Annotated in this window: 10 protein-coding genes; all 10 read left to right on the top strand. The window is 60.4% G+C overall.

Annotated features, from left to right (window positions below):
- Positions 1–21: 21 nt before the first annotated feature.
- Complete coding sequence (glp, locus tag DW899_RS06115; RefSeq protein ID WP_117800329.1) at positions 22–1284, top strand: gephyrin-like molybdotransferase Glp; 1263 nt, start codon at positions 22–24, stop codon at positions 1282–1284.
- A 10-nt stretch (positions 1285–1294) separates the two neighbouring features.
- Positions 1295–1774, top strand: coding sequence for a molybdenum cofactor biosynthesis protein B (locus tag DW899_RS06110; RefSeq protein ID WP_117800328.1), 480 nt, complete (start codon positions 1295–1297; stop codon positions 1772–1774).
- 204 nt (positions 1775–1978) lie between these two features.
- Positions 1979–2851 carry a molybdate ABC transporter substrate-binding protein gene (modA, locus tag DW899_RS06105; RefSeq protein WP_117800327.1) on the top strand — a complete coding sequence of 291 codons (873 nt, stop codon included), beginning with the start codon at positions 1979–1981 and terminating at the stop codon, positions 2849–2851.
- A gap of 68 nt (positions 2852–2919) precedes the next feature.
- The gene (gene modB, locus DW899_RS06100) at positions 2920–4362 is read left to right on the top strand and encodes a molybdate ABC transporter permease subunit (RefSeq protein ID WP_233539925.1); all 1443 of its coding nucleotides are present in this window, start codon (positions 2920–2922) and stop codon (positions 4360–4362) included.
- A 3-nt stretch (positions 4363–4365) separates the two neighbouring features.
- Positions 4366–5436, top strand: coding sequence for a sulfate/molybdate ABC transporter ATP-binding protein (locus DW899_RS06095; protein WP_117800325.1), 1071 nt, complete (start codon positions 4366–4368; stop codon positions 5434–5436).
- Positions 5437–5562: 126 nt separating this feature from the next.
- On the top strand, positions 5563–6612 hold the full coding sequence (gene selD, locus DW899_RS06090) for a selenide, water dikinase SelD (protein ID WP_369832242.1): 1050 nt from the start codon (positions 5563–5565) through the stop codon (positions 6610–6612).
- A 59-nt stretch (positions 6613–6671) separates the two neighbouring features.
- Complete coding sequence (yedF, locus tag DW899_RS06085; protein WP_117757036.1) at positions 6672–7298, top strand: sulfurtransferase-like selenium metabolism protein YedF; 627 nt, start codon at positions 6672–6674, stop codon at positions 7296–7298.
- Positions 7299–7317: 19 nt separating this feature from the next.
- Positions 7318–7569, top strand: coding sequence for a DUF3343 domain-containing protein (locus DW899_RS06080; RefSeq protein WP_117564982.1), 252 nt, complete (start codon positions 7318–7320; stop codon positions 7567–7569).
- Positions 7566–8708 carry an aminotransferase class V-fold PLP-dependent enzyme gene (locus DW899_RS06075; protein ID WP_117800323.1) on the top strand — a complete coding sequence of 381 codons (1143 nt, stop codon included), beginning with the start codon at positions 7566–7568 and terminating at the stop codon, positions 8706–8708. The genes DW899_RS06080 and DW899_RS06075 overlap by 4 nt, the downstream gene beginning before the upstream one ends.
- A gap of 126 nt (positions 8709–8834) precedes the next feature.
- Positions 8835–19889, top strand: an 11055-nt coding sequence (locus tag DW899_RS10665; protein WP_199570278.1) for a leucine-rich repeat protein, incomplete at its 3' end; no start/stop codon positions are given.

The following is a 19889-nucleotide window of genomic DNA, read 5'->3' as shown; positions in this document are numbered from 1 at the left end:
CCGTGGCATTAAGAGGTGCATATGGCTGAGAAACTCATTCCGTTGGAGGACGCACAGGCGATCGTCTTGTCGCACGTGAATCGCACCGAAGTTGTCGAGATTCCCGTGTGGCAGGCCGCCGGTCTTCCCTTGGCAGAGGACGCGGTGGCCGATATCGACATTTCGCCGTTTGCCAACAGCGCTATGGACGGATATGCCGTGCGCTCGGCGGACTTGGCGCAGACATCTGGCGAGGCGCCGGTGACGCTCGACGTTATCGGACACGAGGCCGCGGGCCATGTGTTTGAGGGCACAATTGGCGCGGGCGAGACCGTCCGCATCATGACGGGCGCGCCGGTACCCGAAGGTGCCGATGCCGTGGTGAAATACGAGATCGTCGAGGTGCTTGACGGCGACGGCAACGAGGGCTCGCACGTGAGCTTTTCGGCGCCTGCTAAAGTGGGGGAGAACGTTCGCTCTGCCGCCGAGGAGGCCCATGCCGGCGATGTTGTGATGCACGCCGGCGAGGTTGTGGCCCCGGCCGGCGCTGGCCTGCTGGCAAGCGCCGGTTGCGCGAGCGTGAAGGTCCATGCCGCTCCGCGCGTGGGCATTATCTCGCTGGGCACGGAGCTGGTCGCGCCGGGTGAGCTGCCGGCACGCGGGCAGATTCGCGACTCCAACTCGTCGGCGTTGATGGCCGAGGCACTCGATGCCGGCGCCGACCCGGTGTTCTATGGCATTGCGCCCGATGATGAGCAGGCGATTGCCGAGCTGGTGCATCGCGCCGTGCAGGAGTGCGATTTTGTCATTACGAGCGGCGGTGCCTCGGCGGGCGATTACGACTACGTGACGGCGCTGGTCAAGCGCGAGGGCGAGGTGCTCTTCGACCGCATTTCGATGCGTCCCGGCAAAGCCATCACGTTTGGCCTGCTTGGGGGCAAGCCGTATTTGGGGCTTTCGGGCAATCCCGCGGCGGCGTATGTGGGCTTTGAGATGCTCGCCCGCCCCGCGATCCGCAAGATGCGCGGCTTTGCCGAGGGTGCGCGTCCCGTGCAGCAGGCGATATTGACGCACGGCGTAAAGAAGCGCCAGGACCGACGCTTCTTCGATCGCGCCACGGTTTTGCGCGACCCCGAGACCGGTGAGCTGTTGGTGACCGAGGCCAAGACGCAGAATTCGGCGCTGCTCGGCACGATGCAGCGGGCCAACTGTCTACTGCGTATTGACGAAGGACCGTGCGAGCTCAAGGCGGGAGATGTCGTGGACGTTGTTCGCGTCGACCTGCCCGAGGGCGCCGTGTTGTAGGAGGAATGCTATGGAGTTGAAGATTTCGATTGTGACGTGCTCGGATACGCGCGATCTTGCCCAGGACGAGGCCGGAGCCGCACTCGAGGAACTTATCGAGGCACAGGGCTGGACGGTCGCCTCACATGTGGTCGTGCGCGATGACGTCAGCGAGATTGGTGATGCCATTGTGGAAGCCGCCGATGAGTGCCACGCCCATGTCGTGCTCACCTGCGGCGGCACGGGGCTTTCGATGCGCGATGTGACGCCCGAGGCGACGCGTGCCGTCTGCGATCGCGACGTGCCGGGTATTGCCGAGGCGATCCGTGCGTACTCGATGACCAAGACGCGCCGCGCCATGCTCTCGCGCGCCGTGTGCATGCAGCGTGGGCATACGCTTGTCATCAACTTTCCGGGATCCACGAAAGCGGCCCGCGAAAGCTGGGAGGCCGTGAGCGATCAACTGGAGCATGCGGCCCAAATGACGGCGGGCGGCGGGCACGCCAAATAATCGCACTACCTGCGGCGGAGCGACTTTACGAGTCGCTCCGCCTTTTTATGCAGCAACAGCGCGGAACGTCCTGAGACTATCGGCAAAAGAAAATTATCAGACGAGAAATCTTTATCACTTACATTATTCGCGTGAAAGTATAATCTGAATGCAGATTATAGCTCGCGGTGGGGTACCCGGGCACAAGGTCCGAAAGGGTTGAATATGTTCGATATGGTTTCTCGCCGCGGATTCGTCTCGCTTTCTGCTGTCGCCGCTGCCGGCCTTGGTCTTGCCGGCTGCTCGGGCAGCAAGACGTCCGAGCCGGCCGGATCCGATGCCGGTTCTGCCAAGGCATCTTCCAAGAAAGCTGTCGAGCTGCAGGTCTTTGCCGCCAACTCGCTCGAGAAGGCTCTGCCCGAGGTCCAAGAGCTCTACACCGACCAGACCGGCACCACGTTTGCAGACACGCAGTTTAAGGCGTCTGGCGACCTTGTCGAGCAGATGCGCGCCGGCGCCACGGTCGACGTGCTCATCACCGCCTCCAAAGGCACCATGGACGACGCCGAGGCCGCCGAGCTCGTCGATGCCGACACCCGTGAGGATATGTTCGTCAACGACCTTGTGATCATTCGTGCTGAGGGTTCCGACACCAAGATCGAGGCCATCGCCAACGTCGCGAATCTGGACGGCAAGATCGCCATCGGCGACGCCAAGACCGTCCCCGCCGGCAAGTACGCCAACCAGGCCTTAGCTTCTGTGGGTCTCTACACCGGCACCGAGGGCGACGACGGCGAGTATGCACCCGAGCTTGCCGACAAGGTGGCCCTGGCCGACAAGGTCGGCACCGCTGCGTCTTACGTCTCTACGGGCGACTGCGTGGCCGGTTTTGTCTACAGCTCCGATATCTTCCGCTATGACGGCATCGAGGAGGCCTTTGTGTGTCCCGAGGACTCGCATAAGCCCATCGTGTATCCGGGCGCTGTCGCCGATGGCTCCGAGCACGCCGACGAGGCCAAGGCGTTTATCGACTTTTGCCTGTCCAACAAGAAGGCTCAGAAGATTTGGGCTAAGTACGGCTTTGAGCTTTCCGAGTAGTGCGGCTTGGCGCGATAATTCCATCGTTTTGTGTTTCACTCCGTCCTTGTATTCGCTTGGAGCTTTTCGTGCTTAATAGATTCCGCATGCTTGTCGCCTGTGCTTTGACCTTCGCGCTTTGCTGGGTGCCGGGATTTGCGTTTGCTGGGGTCGCTGAGGACGGGGCCCAGGTTGCTGCGACCGCTCATGGGCTTTCCTATGGGATCGAGGGTTTTGAGCGGTTGGCCAAGGGGACCGCTCGTGCCATGGAGGGCCAGCCTGAGGGCTACCGGTTTCCCGTTGACGAGGACGTGGACCTTGTGGTGGCGCCTGCTGCCGATCGCGTTGTGGTGTGGATATCGCCCAGGGCGGTCGAGAAGTATGAATTGGATCCGCAGGATAACGAGTGCGTATCGGGTCTCAAGGCCCTCGTCTGTGAGCTCGACAGCGCAAACTGCATGGGAGGTGCGCAGCTTGGGGACGTGGATCTTCCTTGGTATGTCACGGCGGAAACAACGTTTAATGCCGGCGGGTATACCTATGGCTTTGATGTGCGTGGTGCGGATGGGGACCGCTATGTGGTGATTGCATCGGCCTCGGGTGATGCCAAGGGCGGCGCGCGTTGGCTTGATAGCGCTCAAATGGTAGAAGCATCGTCTGTCGTGTTGCGGGATGAGCAGGGTCCCTTGACCTCTCTGGCCTCCTTTTTGGGCGACATCGACTATCGCCCGCTTTGGGTGTCCATAAAAACGAGCGGCCTTGCCCTGCTGATTTCCTTTGCGCTGGGCCTGTTCGCCGCGTGGAAGACTATGGGTACCTCGAGTCGCATCAAGGGCCTGCTCGACTCGGTCTTTACGATTCCTATGGTGCTGCCGCCCACGGTCTGCGGCTTTCTGCTCCTCATGCTATTTGGCCGCTCGACCGGGGTGGGCCAGTGGCTCATCGCGCACGGCATCTCGATTGTCTTTACGTGGCCGGCGGCGGTCATTTCGGCCGTCGTTGTGTCGTTTCCGCTGGTCTACCGCACGGCACTCGGAGCCTTCGAGAGCCTCGACACGCAGATGCTCGATGCCGCGCGAACCCTGGGATGGTCTGAGCATCGCATCTTTACCAAGCTTATGATGCCGCTTGGCTGGCCCTCGATTGCCGCCGGCGCGGTGCTTGCCTTCGCGCGTGCCATGGGCGAGTTTGGCTGCACCCTGTTCTTTGCGGGCAACTACGCCGGCATTACCCAGACCATCCCTATCGCCATCTACTTTGAGTGGATGGGCGGCAACACCTCGGTGGCCCTCTTTTGGGTCGTTGTCGTGATCGTGTTTAGTTTCCTGGTCATTTTGTTCATCAATATGTACACGGCGCATTCGCAAAAGTACCGCGAGCGCGGCCTGTCCCACGCGGAGCGCAAGCAGGCCAAGCAGCTGGGTAGCCAGATCGATTCGCTCGACCCAGTGGGCGGCGATGCGCTGCGTATCGATCGCGAGGCGCTGGCCGAGCTCATGCGCGATGACGCAGCACCGCAGGGAGGTCGATAAGCTATGTCGCTCGTTTTGGATATCAAAAAACGCTATCCCGGGTTTATGCTCGACATGCAGCTTGAGGCCGGCGAGGAGCGTGTGGCGCTCCTGGGCGCCTCGGGTTGCGGCAAGAGCTGCACGTTGCGCTGCATTGCCGGCGTGGAGACACCCGACGAGGGCAAGATCGTCGTCAACGGCGTGACCTTCTTTGACTCTGCGGCGGGCATCAACCTTTCGCCCCAGGAGCGAAAATGCGCCCTGATGTTTCAAAACTATCAGCTGTTCCCTAATATGACGGTGGCCGATAACGTGTGCGCCGGCGTTGAGGGTGCAGGTGACGCCGCAGCGCGTAGACAACTTGCCGAGCGCTACCTGGGCATCTTTGGACTGGCCGACTTTGCCGACCGTTATCCCGCGCGCCTCTCGGGCGGCCAGCAGCAGCGTGTGGCGCTTGCTCGCATGGTGGCGGCACACCCGGGCATTTTTATGTTCGACGAGCCCATGAGCGCGCTCGACGCGTATCTCAAGAGCGCGCTTGAGCAGAACATGCTCGACCTGTTCGACGTCTGTAACCGTACCGTGCTCTACGTGAGCCACGATATTGACGAGGCATGCCGCCTGTGCGAGCGCATTTGCGTGATGCATAACGGGCATGTGGAGGAGATCGGCTCCGTCGAGGACGTGGTCCGCCGGCCGCAAACCTTGGCTGCGCTGCGTCTGACGGGCTGCAAGAACACAAGCCGGGCGCGCAAGATCGGCGACGAAGAAGTTGAGGCCCTCGACTGGGGCATGACCTTTAACGTGGGTCGCGAGGTTCCCGATAATGTGGCGTACCTGGGCATTCGCGCAAGCTACTTCCATGTTGACAATCGCGCGGAGCGGGGTCGCAACAGCTATGATTTGCACGTGGCCCGAGTGAGCGATTCACGCTTTGAGCGCCTGGTGCTGTTGGACGTGCCGCGTACTGATGCGCCCACGCGTCTGCAGTGGAAGGTCAACAAGGTGAGCGTGGCTTCCGACGAGCTGCCGCAGGCCGACGAGACCCTGCGCATGCACTTCGATGCCAAGAGAATTCATCTGGTTTGTCGATAATGTGACAAAGGGACAGTCCCTTTGTCCCTTCTGCTGCGTCGCGTAGGGGTTGCGATACGCCGTCCGCTCGCGGCGCCACCATGCGTATACTGGGAGGAAAAGATTGACCTATGAGAGGAGGGATCGATGGCTGACGATTTCATCAAGCTCACGCAGATGACCGCTGCCTCTGGTTGAGCCGCTAAGTTGGCTCCTGGAGCCCTCGCCCAGGTCCTGGGCGACTTACCCAATGTGCATAACGACAACCTGCTCGTGGGGTTCGATACCTCCGACGATGCGAGCGTCTTTCGCGTTGGCGACAACTTGGGCCTCGTGCAGTCCATCGACTTCTTCCCGCCGATGGTCGATGACCCGTTTCTGTTTGGTCAGATCGCCGCGGCCAACTCGCTTTCGGACATCTACGCCATGGGCGGGCGGCCGAGCCATGCCATGAACCTGCTGTGCATACCTAACTGCCTGGGCGTCGAGGTTGCCGGCCAGATTTTGGCGGGTGGCGCCGACAAGTGCGTCGAGGCTGGCTGCACCATCGCGGGCGGCCACACCATCAACGACGACGAGCCCAAGTACGGCCTGTCCGTGAGCGGTTTTGTGCCACTCGACCGCATGCTCGCCAACAGCGGTGCGCGCGTGGGCGATGTCCTACTGCTGACCAAGGCGATCGGCTCGGGCATTATCACCACGGCCATTAAGGGCGAGCTCATCGAGCAGGACGAGGCCAGCCAGATGTTTGATTCTATGCGCACCCTCAACGAGGCCCCGATCCGTTTGGCCGAGGGGCTCGAACTTCACGGCTGCACCGACATTACGGGCTTTGGCCTGATTGGGCATGCGTGCGAGATGGCCGAGGGCTCGGGCGTGCAGATTGAGCTTGCGTCGGGGGCGGTGCCGCTCTTTGACCAGGTGCTCGACATGGCGCGTCTGGGCATTATCCCCGCTGGCTCCTACCGCAACCAGGACTTCTTTGGCCCGCGCGTGGCGGCCGACGATGACCTGGAGCCGGGCATGCTAGATGCGCTGTACGACCCGCAGACCTCGGGCGGCCTGCTCATCGCAGCGCCTGCTGCCGATGTGGATGAACTCGCGCGCCGTCTGCATGCCGAGGATCGCATCGCCGCCACAATCGGCCGCGTGTGCGAGGCGGTGCCGGGTGGTCCTGCCGTTCACGTTGTGTATTAAGGAAAACCGTTTATGCGACCGTCTGCTGTTCTGGGCGGTCCCTTTTGAGAGGATTTGCTATGTCACCTAAGATTGAAGTCAATGCCATGGGCGATGCCTGTCCGCTGCCCGTCGTCAAGACGCTTAAGGCGCTCAAACAGCTTGACGGCGAGGGTGCCGTGGTGACCTCGGTCGATAACGAGACCGCCGTCAAGAACATCTCCAAGATGGCGCAGGAGAAGGGCTGCACGGCCTCGGTCGAGAAGATCTCGGACGCCGAGTGGCACGTGACCGTCACGACCGCGGGTGCCGTGGCCGTTGCGGACCCCGAGCAGGACGGTGCCGCTTTCTGCGACGCCAGCGCCGGCAAGGGCAAACTCGTCATTTCCGTCTACACCGATTGCATGGGCCGTGGCGACGACGAGCTGGGCCACAAGCTCATGAAGGCCTTCATCTTTGCCGTGACGCAGCAGGAGGAGCTGCCCGCGACCATGCTGTTCTACAACGGCGGTGCCAAGCTCACCGTAGAGGGCTCTCCGGTGCTCGACGACCTGAAGGGCCTGGCCGAGCAGGGCGTCGAGATTCTCACCTGCGGTACCTGCCTGGACCACTTTGGCATTAAAGACCAGCTTGCGGTGGGCGAGGTCACCAACATGTACGTGATCGTGGAGAAGATGGAGCAGGCCGTGCGCGTCGTGCGCCCGTAGCGTATTGGTTGGAGTTGCCATGAGGGAGAAGCGCCCGGCGCTTGTCATCACGTTTCCCACCACGGCGGCCGCCATGGGCTGCGAGACCCTATGCATCGAGCGCGGCCTTCCCGGGCGAACGATTCCCGTGCCCGGGGAGGTCGCTGCCGGCTGCGGTCTGGCGTGGAAGGCGTTGCCTGCCGATGAGGAACTGCTGCGCGCCGAGCTTGCCGCAGCGGGCATTCCCACCGAGGGCTATACCGTGATTGATATGTGGGAGGTCGTGCGATGATCTATCTGGATAACGCGGCGACGACCATGCACAAGCCGCAGACGGTCATCGATGCCGTGACGCAGGCGATGTGCTCGCTCGGCAATGCCGGGCGCGGCGCCACGTCGGGTGCCCTCGATGCCGCTCGTACGATTCACGCTTGCCGTGCCAAGCTCGCGCGCCTTTTGGGTTGCCCGAGGGCGGACCATGTGTGCTTTACGCCCAACTCCACGGCGGCGCTCAACACCGCCATCAACGGGGTGGTGCGTCCCGGCGACCATGTGGTCACAACGGTGCTCGAGCACAACTCCGTGCTGCGTCCGCTCAACCGCCTGGCGGCAGAGCAGGGTGTGACGGTTGAGCATGCGGGCTGTGATACCAACGGCGTGCTCGACTACGACGAGCTCGAGCGGCTGGTCACGCCCGGTACGCGTGCCGTGGTGGTGACGCATGCCTCTAATGTGACCGGCAACGCGGTCGACATTGCGCGCGTGGCGGCCTTGGCACATGCCGCGGGTGCGCTTGTGATCGTCGATGCCTCGCAGTCTGCCGGTACGGCGCATATCGATATGCGCGCCATGGGGCTCGACGTCGTGTGCTTTACTGGACATAAGGGGCTTATGGGCCCGCAGGGCACCGGTGGCCTGGCCGTGGCGGAGGACGTCGACGTGGCGCCCTGGGCCATGGGAGGCACGGGTGTGCACAGCTTCGATACGTTGCAGCCCATGGAGTGGCCCACGCGCCTTGAGGCGGGCACGCTCAACGGCCACGGCGTAGCGGGCCTTTCCGCAGGCCTTGATTTTATCGAGGCACAGGGTGGAGTTGAAGCGATTGCGGCTCACGAACGCGCCCTGGCGGATCGCTTTCTCGCTGGCGTGCGCGAAATCCCGGAGATCAAGCTCTACGGCGCCTTTGACCAGCCGTCGCGCTCGGCGATCGTCTCACTCAACGTGGGTGATATCGACTCTGCCGAGATCTCGGACGCGCTCATGCAAGGGTGGGGGATTGCGACGCGCCCCGGTGCCCATTGCGCCCCACTCATGCACCGCGCGCTGGGAACCGAGCGCCGGGGCGTGGTTCGCTTCTCGTTTGGTTACTTCAACACGGCCGAGGAAGTCGACACCGCGATTGACGCTTTGCGCGATTTAAGCAGCGATTAGACCAACCATTTGCGCCCTTAGATAAACCGTTTGCGCAGCCTTCCCGCATTGTCGCTTATACAGGGTATTGTGAGATGATGGCCCACACTGGGACTCTGTATCTTTGCAAATTGCGGGAAGGTTCCTATGAACAGGATCACTGCTGCCCTCTATAGGTTTTTAGTCGTCTATCTTTCGGTCGCGATGGTCTTGACCTCGATACCCCTTGCGCCCAGCACGGCCTATGCCGATGATGCCGGGGCGGTCGCCGTGGAGAGCGAGGCCCAAGAGACCGACTCGGGCTCCGATACCGATGCGGTCGATGGATCATCACCTTCGGACGAAAACGCTTCGTCCACGTTTTCCGACCAAACGAATAATACGCAGGACGACTCATCCAACGCGGCATCCGACACCCCCGGGACGAGCCTAGCGCAGGACCTCACAAGTGCTGCGACTGATTCCGATGCTGCAAAGAGCTCGCCTGCAACGTCAGAGTCCTCGTCCGATGACAGCGAAGTCGATCCCCTCGTGTATGAGGATCCAACGGTCTATGAGTATGCCAAGCTTATGCCGAACGGCTATGTGTATCCGTGCGATGCAGGCGGAAGCGTTACGGTAGAGATTGATGGAAACGACCCGTATGGGAGCTCTGTCGACGGTAAATTGGTAACCAATCTGATCGTTGATTACGGAGTGGATGGGGTCCCCGGATATATTTGTGAGTATTCCTCCAATCTGCGTTCGGTGCGTTTTGAGAACAGCTCTATTTCTTCAATTGGACTACACGCCTTTTCTGGGTGCTCCAATCTCGCCGATATCAGCTTTTCCGGTATGACCATTGGAAGTATCGGAACAGGGGCCTTTTCTGGGTGCGGATCGCTTACGAGCCTAAATATTGACGACGTTGCTACCATCGGCACGATGGGCGATGCCGCGTTTGCCTGGAGCGGGCTGCGGTCTACGGGGCTCGACAAGGTCGTTGGCCTCTGTTCGATTCCTGAGAACGCTTATAATGCCTGCAGCGCTCTGACCGATACCGGTCTGGGCAGGAACACATCCATCACGTCAATCGGCGTTAATGCGTTCAAAAACTGCTCCCGCCTTGCGACGACCGGACTTGAGAGCAATACGACGATCAAGACGCTCCGCGAAGGTTGCTTCTCCGGGACCAATATGAGCGGCGGGCTGACGCTGCCCCTTTATTCCAAAATCGAGGAACTGCCGAGCCGTGCGTTCTATGGCTCTAAGCTCGAAACCGTGTACCTTGGGTGCGGCCATGCGGTGCTCATTAATTCCACCACGTTTCCCAAGCAGTACATGACTGTCATGGTCCCTGCCAAGATGGTTTCGCAATACGAAAGCGGCCACCCTAAAGAGGTTTGGGAGAGCTGCAATGGTAGCCTGCCCGTCCCCGTGGGTAAGGTACTCCAAAAGATAAAGATTTCGCGCGATCCCGACAAGATGGCCTATCAGCAGGGGGAAAAGATCTCGCTCGAGGGCATGAGCGTCACGTTTCAATATCCTCATTCGACGATGGATAGCGACTACGAAGCCCTCATAAAGGAAGAACTCGGCGAGTACCTTACGGCAACTCCTTGCGACGGCGACGTCTTCGATGGCTCGATGGACGGAGAACCCATACAGCTGGTGTATGACGATGGCTACACGCGCCTTGTCGCGTACAGCAAGGGCAACCTGCAGCAGGCAGCCTACGAGTATGCCAAGCTCATGCCCAACTACTATCTGTATCCGTGCGACGCAAACGGAAATCTTACGGTAGAAATCGATGAAAACAACCCGCGCGAGAACTCTGTCGATGGTCGAATGGTAACGAATTTGATTGTCGATTACGGGGTTGATGAAGTCGACGCACAGCTCTGCGCCGACTCTACCAATCTGCGCTCAGTGCGCTTCGAGAACAGTTCCATTTCCAAAATCGGATTGCACGCCTTCTATAACTGCCCGAATCTCACCGATATCAGCCTTTCCGGTATGACCATCGGCACCATCGGGAAAGAGGCATTCTATGGCTGCAAGTCGCTTACGAGTTTGAACATCAACGAGGTTGCCACTATTGGCTCTATGGGCGACGCCGCGTTTGCCGAGAGTGGGCTGGTGTCCACGGGGCTCGACAAGGTTGTCGGCCTCACATCGATTCCCGACAGAGCCTACGAAGGCTGCAAGGCTCTGACCGATACCGGCCTGGACAAGAATGCCTCGATTACATCGATTGGCGTTTGCGCGTTCAGGTTCTGCTCGAACCTTGCTACCACAGGGCTCGAGAGCAACACAACGGTCGAAACGCTTGGCCACACCTGCTTCTACGGCACCGACTTGAGCGGCGGACTGACGCTGCCATATAACTCCAAGATCGAGGAGTTGCCGGAAAAGGCGTTTGGCAGTACCAATCTCGAGACCGTGTTCTTTGGGTGCAACCATGCGGTGCTCATTAACACCGACACGTTCCCCAAATACAACATGACCGTCATGGTCCCCGCAAAGATGATTCCAAAGTACAGCAAGGGAGAGCCCAAGGCTGTTTGGGAGAGGTGCAACGGCTGCCTGCCCGTCCCGGTGGGCAAGGTGCTCGAGAACGTTGAGATCTCATGCGACCCCAACAACATGACCTACGAGACGGGGGAGACCATTTCGCTCGAGGGCATGAGCGTTGAGCTCGATTACCCGCATACGGTATCGATTTGGAACTACGAGGCGCTCATACAGGAAGAGCTCGGCGAGTACCTTACGGCCACCCCCTGCGACGGTGACGTCTTCGATGAGTCGATGGACGGACAGCCCGTAAAGCTCGTGTATGACGACGGCTATTCGCATTTTGAAACCCAGACCAAGGGCACGCTACAGCTCAAGAAGCCTGAGCCGACGTCGTTCCAGATCTCCTATGCCCAAACGATCGATAAAGGCGAACGCAAGCTGATGGACGGCGTTGAACTGCCCGATGTTTCCAGCGCGACGACGATTGATGCAGGCGACGAGGTCACGCTCGATGCCGGTGCTCTAGGAATGCTCAACGACAACATCACGTTTAAGGGTTGGTATGACACCGAGTCCGGCAAGTACATCTCCAGGGAGCCGGTCTACACGTTTACGCCGGATAAGGATCTGTCCCTCGAGGCTCGCTTTAAGCTCAAGGACTATGCGGTGCGTGTCAACGATGCGCAGGCGACCGATTCGTCACAGGACTATGCGCACCTGAGTGTTACCGCTCAAAACTGCTATCGCAATGCCGGTGAGACGGTTGAGGTTTCCGCCGTCACGGATAACGCGCTGTTCCTGGGCTGGTATCTGGGCGAGGGCGATGATGCGTACGCCGTGAGCGATCAGCTCGACTTTACCTATACGGTGGACAAGGCGGACGCGATTGTGTCCGAGGACAAAACTGACGCTAGGATCGAAATTACTCCGCGCTACTGTGCTCCGCAGGCGAGCGTTGTGCTGAGTGTGGACGGGGTCGATGAGAGTGGGCAGCCGCTCGGACAGTTCCTCTCTACCGGTCTGTACGGTATCGGATCGCGCGTAACGGTCGTGGCGGTGCCAATGCCTGGCTATGTGTTTGACTACGCGACCGATGCCCTCGGCAACGTTGTCTTTACCGGCGACGATGGTCCGTCCTACACGTTTGTGCTCGAGGGGGATGTGCAGTACACCGCGCATTTCCGCGAGGCGACTGACCCCGACGAGTCACTCGCGGCGCTGAAGGCCGCGCTCATCGCCGCGATTACGGCTGCGGCCGTTCTCGCTACCATGTATGGCTTGGGCGAGATCGTCGACCCCATCGCGGCCGACGCGGTGATCGAGATCGGTATGGCCGACAATATTGAGGATGTTGCCGCTGTGGGCACCAAGGTGCTCAAGGAGATTAAGGACATCATCGACGACCACAAGAAGCCCAAGCCTCATGGCGACCATAAGATCGAAATTATTGCCACCGCGCAGCCCGAGGTGGGCGGCGTCGTTACCGGAGGCGGTATCCACTATGAGGGGACGGTCGCCACGCTCGAGGCTGTCGCAAATCCCGGCTATCGCTTCGTATGTTGGAAAGAGAACGGCGTCGAGGTCTCGACATCTCCTCTCAAGACGATGACGATCACGGACCTGACGCCCGAGGTTGTAAAGATGACGGCCGTTTTCGAGAAAAAAGTCGAGATTACGGCAGTTGCCGAAGCCGATGGCATTCAGGCCGATTTTTCGACAGGCTGCACCGCAAGCCCCGTAAAGCAGAGCATTACGCGTGGCGATCAGGCTATGGTCACTGCGAGCGAGGGTCCTGACTATGCCTTTGTGGGATGGTTTGAGGACGGCGTCGAGGTTTCGCCCGAGCGTACGTATATCTTTAAGGCCGAGGTCGACCGCCATCTGGTTGCACGCTTCCGCAGGGCGGATAAGACCATCCTAGTGAATACCGATCCCTTCGACAGCGCCGAGGTGCTGTGCGATGGTGTGCCGGTCGTGGATGGCAAGGTTCGCGCGAAGGATGGGGACATTCTCACGTTTACGATGCGGCCCAAGGTGCGCCCCGACAATCCGGAGAAGACGTACCGGTTTGTAGAGTGGCGAGAAACCGATGCGCAGGGTATCACGATTGCCAACAAGCAGGAAGTTTGCGAATACCGCGTTAACGGGAATGCCCGGATCGAGGCTGTAATGGACGGCAGGGATGCGCATACTGTGCGTGCCGAGGCCGACCCGCTCGAGGGCGGTACCGTTACGCTGAAGCGCGGTGAGACTGCTGTCATGGTACTCGAGGTTCCCGAAGGCGAGCGCGTGACCGCGGAGGCCACCCCATCCGAGGGCTATATCTTTGACGGTTGGTATCTGAGCAACGGCGGCTCGGATGCCACCTCGACGCTTGTTTCGAGCGAGCGCTCCTATACCTTTGAGCCCATTACCGACTGCGTGATCCAGGCAAAGTTTACGCGTGCCTGCAAGGTGGACGTTGTTGTTGAGCCGGCCGCGGCCATGGCGGGCAAATATTTGGTGCACGGCGAGGGCTACTGCATGAAGGGCGAGCCTGCCACGCTGAGCATTGAGCTCACGGCCGAGGCGAGCAAACAATTTACCTTTAAGGGCTGGTACGACGCCAAGACGGACCTGCTTTTGGGCACCGACCCCAGCTACCTTGAGTTCTATCCCGAGGACGTGGATTGCACGGTGCGTGCGGTGTTTGAGGAAAACACGTATACCGTGACGGCGAAGGCAAAAAAGACCTTTGTGGAGCGCGGTGCCGTTGAGATCGAGGGGCATCCGGGCGCATTTTCTGTTACCTGTGGCTACGGCGATACGGTGATGCTCAAGGCAAAGGCCAACGACGGCTATCGTTTTGACCATTGGAAGGATGACTCCGGTAAGGAGTACGACACCGCCGAGCTGGTCGTCAAGGTCACCAAGAGCGATACCTATACCGCGATTTTTACCGACTCAAAGCCCGAGGTCATCGTCACCGCCGATTCATGGCTCGGCGGTACCGTGACGTGCAATGGGACCGTGGTGAAGCCTACGACCGATAAGTTCAAATTAGGGGAAACCCTTCATTTGACGGCCAAGGCCCATCCTGGCTTTTTGTTCTGGGGTTGGTACGTCAATGGCCGCCTGAAGAGCCTTAAGCACGAGACCTCGTTGGTTGCGAAGGCTCGCGGTAAAACCGGGCACTGCGTTATTACCGCGGGCTTTGTGCCTATCGATACCGTCTGCGTGCCCCTCGCTGATCCTGCGGAGGGCGGCACCGTCAAGGCGAGCCGTGTTCTTGCGGACCGCGGCGCGGAGGTTGCCCTTAAGGCAACGCCCAATCCCGGTTATGTCTTTACTGGTTGGTATACGGCAGACGGCACGTTTGAGTCTGCCGATGCGGAGTTCACCTGCCACCAGGAGCGCAGCCATGTGCACATCGCTCGCTTTATGGCAAAAAGCTATGAAGTCGACGCCACGACGGTAGTCGATTCCGGCACCGGCTCGCTGGTCGAATCGAGTGTCGCCGGCTGGGTCGAGGGCACGGGTACCGTTGAGGCGGGGCATGCCGCCACGCTGACCGCGCATGCGCTTTCGGACTATGCGTTTGAGTATTGGGCCGATGCTTCGGGCGCCGTGGTAAGCCGTGATAGCACCTATCACGTGATGCCAACGTCCGACACGACGCTCCAGGCCGTGTTCTCGGCAAAGCAATATACGGTGGACGTCTCCTGCGAAGAGAACATGGGCACGGTCGAGGGTGCGGGGGCGTATGCCGCCGGACAGGTTGCAACCGTGCGCGCTATCGCCGCCGAGGATACGGCTTTTGTGGGCTGGTTCCAGAACGGCACGTGCGTGAGCTCCAAGAAAACATATCGATTTACCGTGCGTGAGGACACGTCGCTCTATGCCGTCTTTGCGTCGGGTTCGTATGTCGTGCATACCGTTGCTTCGCCTGCCGAGGGCGGAGCCGTGAGCGGTTTTGGTGGCTATGAGGCCGGCGACCGCGCAACGCTTCGTGCGATCGCCAACACCGGGTATTCGTTTGCGGGTTGGACGGACGACAAGGGCGAGTCAGTCAGCGAGAACGCCGACTATACCGTTAAGGTCACAGGTGACGCCACCTATACGGCGACCTTTACGCCTAAGTCCTATCAGGTCGTTTTGAGCGCGAGTGACGATAGCGTTGGTACCCTGAGCGGAGAGGGTGCCTATCAATTCGGTGATACGGTCGAACTCAACGCTACGCCTATGGGAACCAAACGTTTTGTCGGCTGGTATGTCCTGGATGCCGAGGGCAACAAGTCGCTGCTGAGCTGCGACGCCCATTGTTGGGTTAAGCTCGACAAGGATATGGTCGAGGGGCTCGAGGACGATACGTTGGAGCTCCGGGCCGTGTTTGCCGATCCGTACGAGGTGACCGTTACGGGCGAGGTCGTGGTGAAGGACAAGGCATCGAACAGGGGCTGCCGTGCTACGGGCAGCGGCAGCTTTGCCGTGGGCGATCAGGTGGAACTGACCGCTGTTGCCGGCATGGGCTATCGCTTTGTGGGCTGGAGCACCGATAAGGAGGGCACCTCGATTGTCGAGACTGCGACGACTCTCGATGTGACCGTCACGCAAGACATAACGTACTACGCGCAGTTCGAATCCGATGGACAGGTGACCATTACCGTCACCGGCTCGTCCATCTTCCGCGGTACGGCCCTTCTGGTCGACGGCATTCCTGCCGGCAGCAGGTCATACGACAGGGGCGACATGTTTATGGCGATCGCGATCCCGTGGAAGAAGTACCACTTCTCGCATTGGGTCGACGATGCGGGTGTCACGGTGAGCTACAGCGCGTTCTATATCGGTACCGCAAAGGAGAATAGGCAGCTTACGGCCGTGTTCTATGAGACGGGCTGTGATGTTCAGGTTGCTACGTATCCCAAGGACGCGGGCTTTAGCATGGTTGCGCTTGGTACCGGCGGCTCCTACCACTCCGCGGCGATTATGTTTACCGTGCCGCACAAGGGTTGGAAGTTTAAATACTGGGTCGACGAGAACGGCATGCCTGTGGGTGCCACGCCAGTGATCAACCGCGTTGTGTTTGGCAACCGTACTTTTACGGCCGTTTATGAGCGGGCGTCGATGACGGTTACGGCGGTGGATTCGCGTCAGGGCGGACACGTCGAGGGTTCCTCCGAGGACGAATCTCTGGGCTATGCCGTGACCAACGAAGTCGAGAACGGTGAGTCCACGACCCTGACTGCCGTTCCCGATGCGGGCTATGTGTTCGATGGGTGGTATGCACGCAACGACGACGGGTCGCTGGGCGATGAGCCGCTGAGCACGGATGCTACCTGGACGTTTGTCCCCGAGGACAACATGACTGTCGAGGCGCGCTTTGCGGAGGCACCTAAGTACAAGGTGACGGCCCGAGCGGTCAACGGATCGGTTGATCCGGAGTCTGCTTTGGTCGCCACGGATGGCAAGGTGACGCTTTCGGCGGCGCCCGATGAGGGCTGCTACCTGACGCGCGTGACCGTTGCCGAAGAGGCTGGCGAGGATGGTTCGGCCGGCAATGCCTATGACCTTGATATTTCCGACTATAAGGGTGGGGCGTATGAGGTCACGCTGAGTGGCGTGAGTGCTCCGCAGCAGGTCACGTTTGAATTCGCAAAGGCTGCGGCTCCGGAGGTGCTCGCTCAGCCGCAGGATGCAAGTGCTTATGAGGGCGATCCGGTTGAACTTTCGGTTGCCGCGGAGGCGGGGCGCAACGTTCGCGTCCATGCGGCCGTGTCTTCTGGATCCGCTGCAGACGTCAAGCTGAGCTACCAGTGGTATCGCGTGTCTGACGATGGCGGCAAGGCGGTGGCGCTGAAGGGCGAGACGGGGGAGACGCTTTCGATCACCCAGCTCGACAGCGACGGCGAAGGTGAGTATTTCTGTCGCATTACGCAGAACTACCTGGGCACGGTGACAAAGACGGATACCGAACATGCGAAGGTATCCATCGTGCCGCGAGAAGCACTTGTGTTTAACGGGCGCGTGCTGCCGGTGGCGACCGCTCACGATGAGTACCGCGTCGTGATTGCGGGCGCTACGGGCGGCAAGGCACCGTATGCGTACAACTTGGATGATGTTGAGGTTCCTGAGGGCATGCAGCTGACGCTGGCAGATGACGGATCGGGCGCCTTGGTACTCTCGGGCGTGCCTGCGGCTACGGGTGTGCATAGCTTCAAGATTGGGTGCACTGATGACCTGGGCAACAAGTGCGATGCGCGCTTCGCGCTGCTCGTGAAGGCGAAGGAAGCCCCGCTTACATTTGAGGGCCAGACCTTTACCTACAACGCGACGGCGCAGGCCCCGGAGCTTTCGGGCGTGCCCGAGGGTTGCGAGGACGATGTCAAACTGACCTATGTTGGCACGGGCGACACACATTACTCGTCGGATCAGGCGCCGGTGGATGCCGGCACGTATCGTGCGGTGGTGACGCTCGACGCCAAGGGATATGTCGGTAATGCCTCCTGTGACTTCACGATCGAGAAGGCCCCGGTCGATATTTCGATCGAGACGTCTGATGTGACATACGATGGCGCACGACACGGTGCGGCGGTTGCGGTTGCCGGCCTTGATGCGTCTGGCTATTCCGTTGCCTATTGCGGTATAGATGGAACGTCCTATGGTCCGACGGCGCTGGAGCCGTGCGACAGCGGTAACTACCGCGTCACGGTTAAGGTGACTGACTCCAACTATCAGGGTAAAGAGTCCGCCGAGTTCTCGATTACAAAGGCGAGCCAGGTCATTACGGGAACGACAAGCTATTCGGGCGTGTATGGTGGAGACCCCATTGTGTTTAACAACGTTGCCCAGACTCCCGTGACTTTTGAGCTGGTCGATTCCGATGACGATAGGGGCCCGGTTTCGATTAAGGGACGCTGCGCGACGGTGAAGGCTGCCGGTACGGCACGTGTTGTCGCCCATGCCAAGGCGTCTCGAAACTATCTTGCCGCCGAGGACGTCGAGTTGACGGTTTCCGTTGCACCTGCCCAGTTGCTGGTGAAGGTCGACGATGCCGAGCGCTTTGAGGGCCAGGAAAATCCCGAGTTTACCTCCAGCTTGGTGAGCCGTTGCGACACCTCGGACGTTAAAGTTACGTACTTCTGCTCGGCGAATAAGAAATCGCCGGCGGGTGAGTACCAGATCGACGCGGCGGTTGCCGATCCGAACTTTGATGTCGCGGTCGACCCCGGTACGCTGACGGTCAAGAAGAAGCCCGAACATTACAAGGTGACGGCGAAGGCAGTCAACGGTTCGGTCGACAACGACTTGGTTTCGGTCGTTGAGGGCGGGGATGCGACCGTCTCGGCGACGCCCGACGAGGGCTGCTACCTCGAGCGCGTGGCGGTCGCGCAGGCCGGCTCAGATGCGACCGTTGACCTCGACATTTCTGATTACAAGGGCGGGGCGTACGAGGTCACGCTGAGCGATGTTACCGCATCGCGGGAGGTCGCGTTCGAGTTTGCGAAGGCGGACGCTCCGCGTGTGGTCGCGCAGCCGCAGGACGTGAGCGTCCATGAGGGCGATTCGGCTGTGCTCTCGGTCGCGGCCGAGGCGGGCAAGAACGTCGCCGACCACGCGGCCTCGTCCACGGGTTGCGCTGCCGAGGTTGAGCTCTCCTACCAGTGGTTCCGCATGGTGAATGGCAAGGCCGTGGCGCTCGAGGGCGAGACGGGGGAGACGCTCTCGCTCGCGGACCTCGACGACGAGCTGGCCGGCGAGTATTTCTGCCGCATCACTCAGCGCTACCTTGGTACTGAGAAGCAGACGGACAGTGATTGCGTCTCCGTCTCCGTCGTTGCCTGGGACACCCTTGTGTTTAACGGTGGCCTGCTGCCGGCAGCGAGTGCGCACGGCACGTACATCGCCACGATTGCCGGGGCCGCGGGCGGCAAGGCTCCGTACGAGTACGCATGGGATAAGACGAAGCTCCCCGACGGGCTCAAGCTCTCCCGTACTTCGGGCGGTCTGACGCTCTCTGGTGTTCCGTCCAAGACGGGCGTTTTCGCCTTCGATATTACGTGCACGGATGCCCGTGGCGAGGCCATGACCGCCCGCTTTGCGCTCGCTGTCCAGGCAAAGCGCGTAAAGCTTACGTTTGCGGATGGCGACTTTACCTTTAATGGCGCGTCGCAGGCCCCCGAAGTTTCCGGTGCTCCCAAGGTCTGCAAGGGTGACCTGAAGGTCTGGTACTACGGACGCGGAAGTACGCAATATTTCTCGACGGATGCCCCGACCGATGCCGGCACATACCGCGCTGTCGCCACGCTGCGCAGCCACGGCTACATCGGTGCCGCTGCCTGCCAGTTCGAGATCGCTCCGGCAAAGCTCAAGGTGAAGGTTGACGACGCCGAGCGCTTCGAGGGAGAGGCGGACCCGGCGTTTACCTCGAGCCTGGAGAGTGCGGTTGATACTTCGGGTGTGAAGGTCGAGTACTCCTGCGATGCCGATGAGAGCTCTCCTGCTGGCAAGTACCAGATCGGCGCGACGGTCACCGATCCGAATTTCGATGTCGAGGTCGTGCCCGGAACGCTGACGGTGAAAAAGAAGCAGGAGCCCGTCGGTCCCGACCCGGTGGTTCCGGACCCGGACAATCCGGATAACCCCGACCCGGACAACCCGGATCCTGATCAGCCTGATCCTGGTCCTAACCCCGGCCCGGATAATCCGGAGCCCGATAATCCTAATCCG

Source organism: Collinsella sp. AM41-2BH (assembly GCF_003468085.1).
In the GTDB taxonomy this organism is placed as follows: Bacteria; Actinomycetota; Coriobacteriia; order Coriobacteriales; family Coriobacteriaceae; genus Collinsella.
The sequence above is the reverse complement of the archived record's forward strand: the minus strand, read 5'-3'. Positions and strand labels throughout refer to the sequence as shown.

Bases quoted from the DNA above. Each gene is read 5' to 3' on its own strand.
- yedF (WP_117757036.1), top strand. From the start codon at position 6,672: ATGTCACCTAAGATTGAAGTCAATGCCATGGGCGATGCCTGTCCGCTG.
- DW899_RS06080 (WP_117564982.1), top strand. From the start codon at position 7,318: ATGAGGGAGAAGCGCCCGGCGCTTGTCATCACGTTTCCCACCACGGCG.
- DW899_RS06075 (WP_117800323.1), top strand. From the start codon at position 7,566: ATGATCTATCTGGATAACGCGGCGACGACCATGCACAAGCCGCAGACG.
- modA (WP_117800327.1), top strand. From the start codon at position 1,979: ATGTTCGATATGGTTTCTCGCCGCGGATTCGTCTCGCTTTCTGCTGTC.
- DW899_RS06095 (WP_117800325.1), top strand. From the start codon at position 4,366: ATGTCGCTCGTTTTGGATATCAAAAAACGCTATCCCGGGTTTATGCTC.
- DW899_RS06110 (WP_117800328.1), top strand. From the start codon at position 1,295: ATGGAGTTGAAGATTTCGATTGTGACGTGCTCGGATACGCGCGATCTT.
- glp (WP_117800329.1), top strand. From the start codon at position 22: ATGGCTGAGAAACTCATTCCGTTGGAGGACGCACAGGCGATCGTCTTG.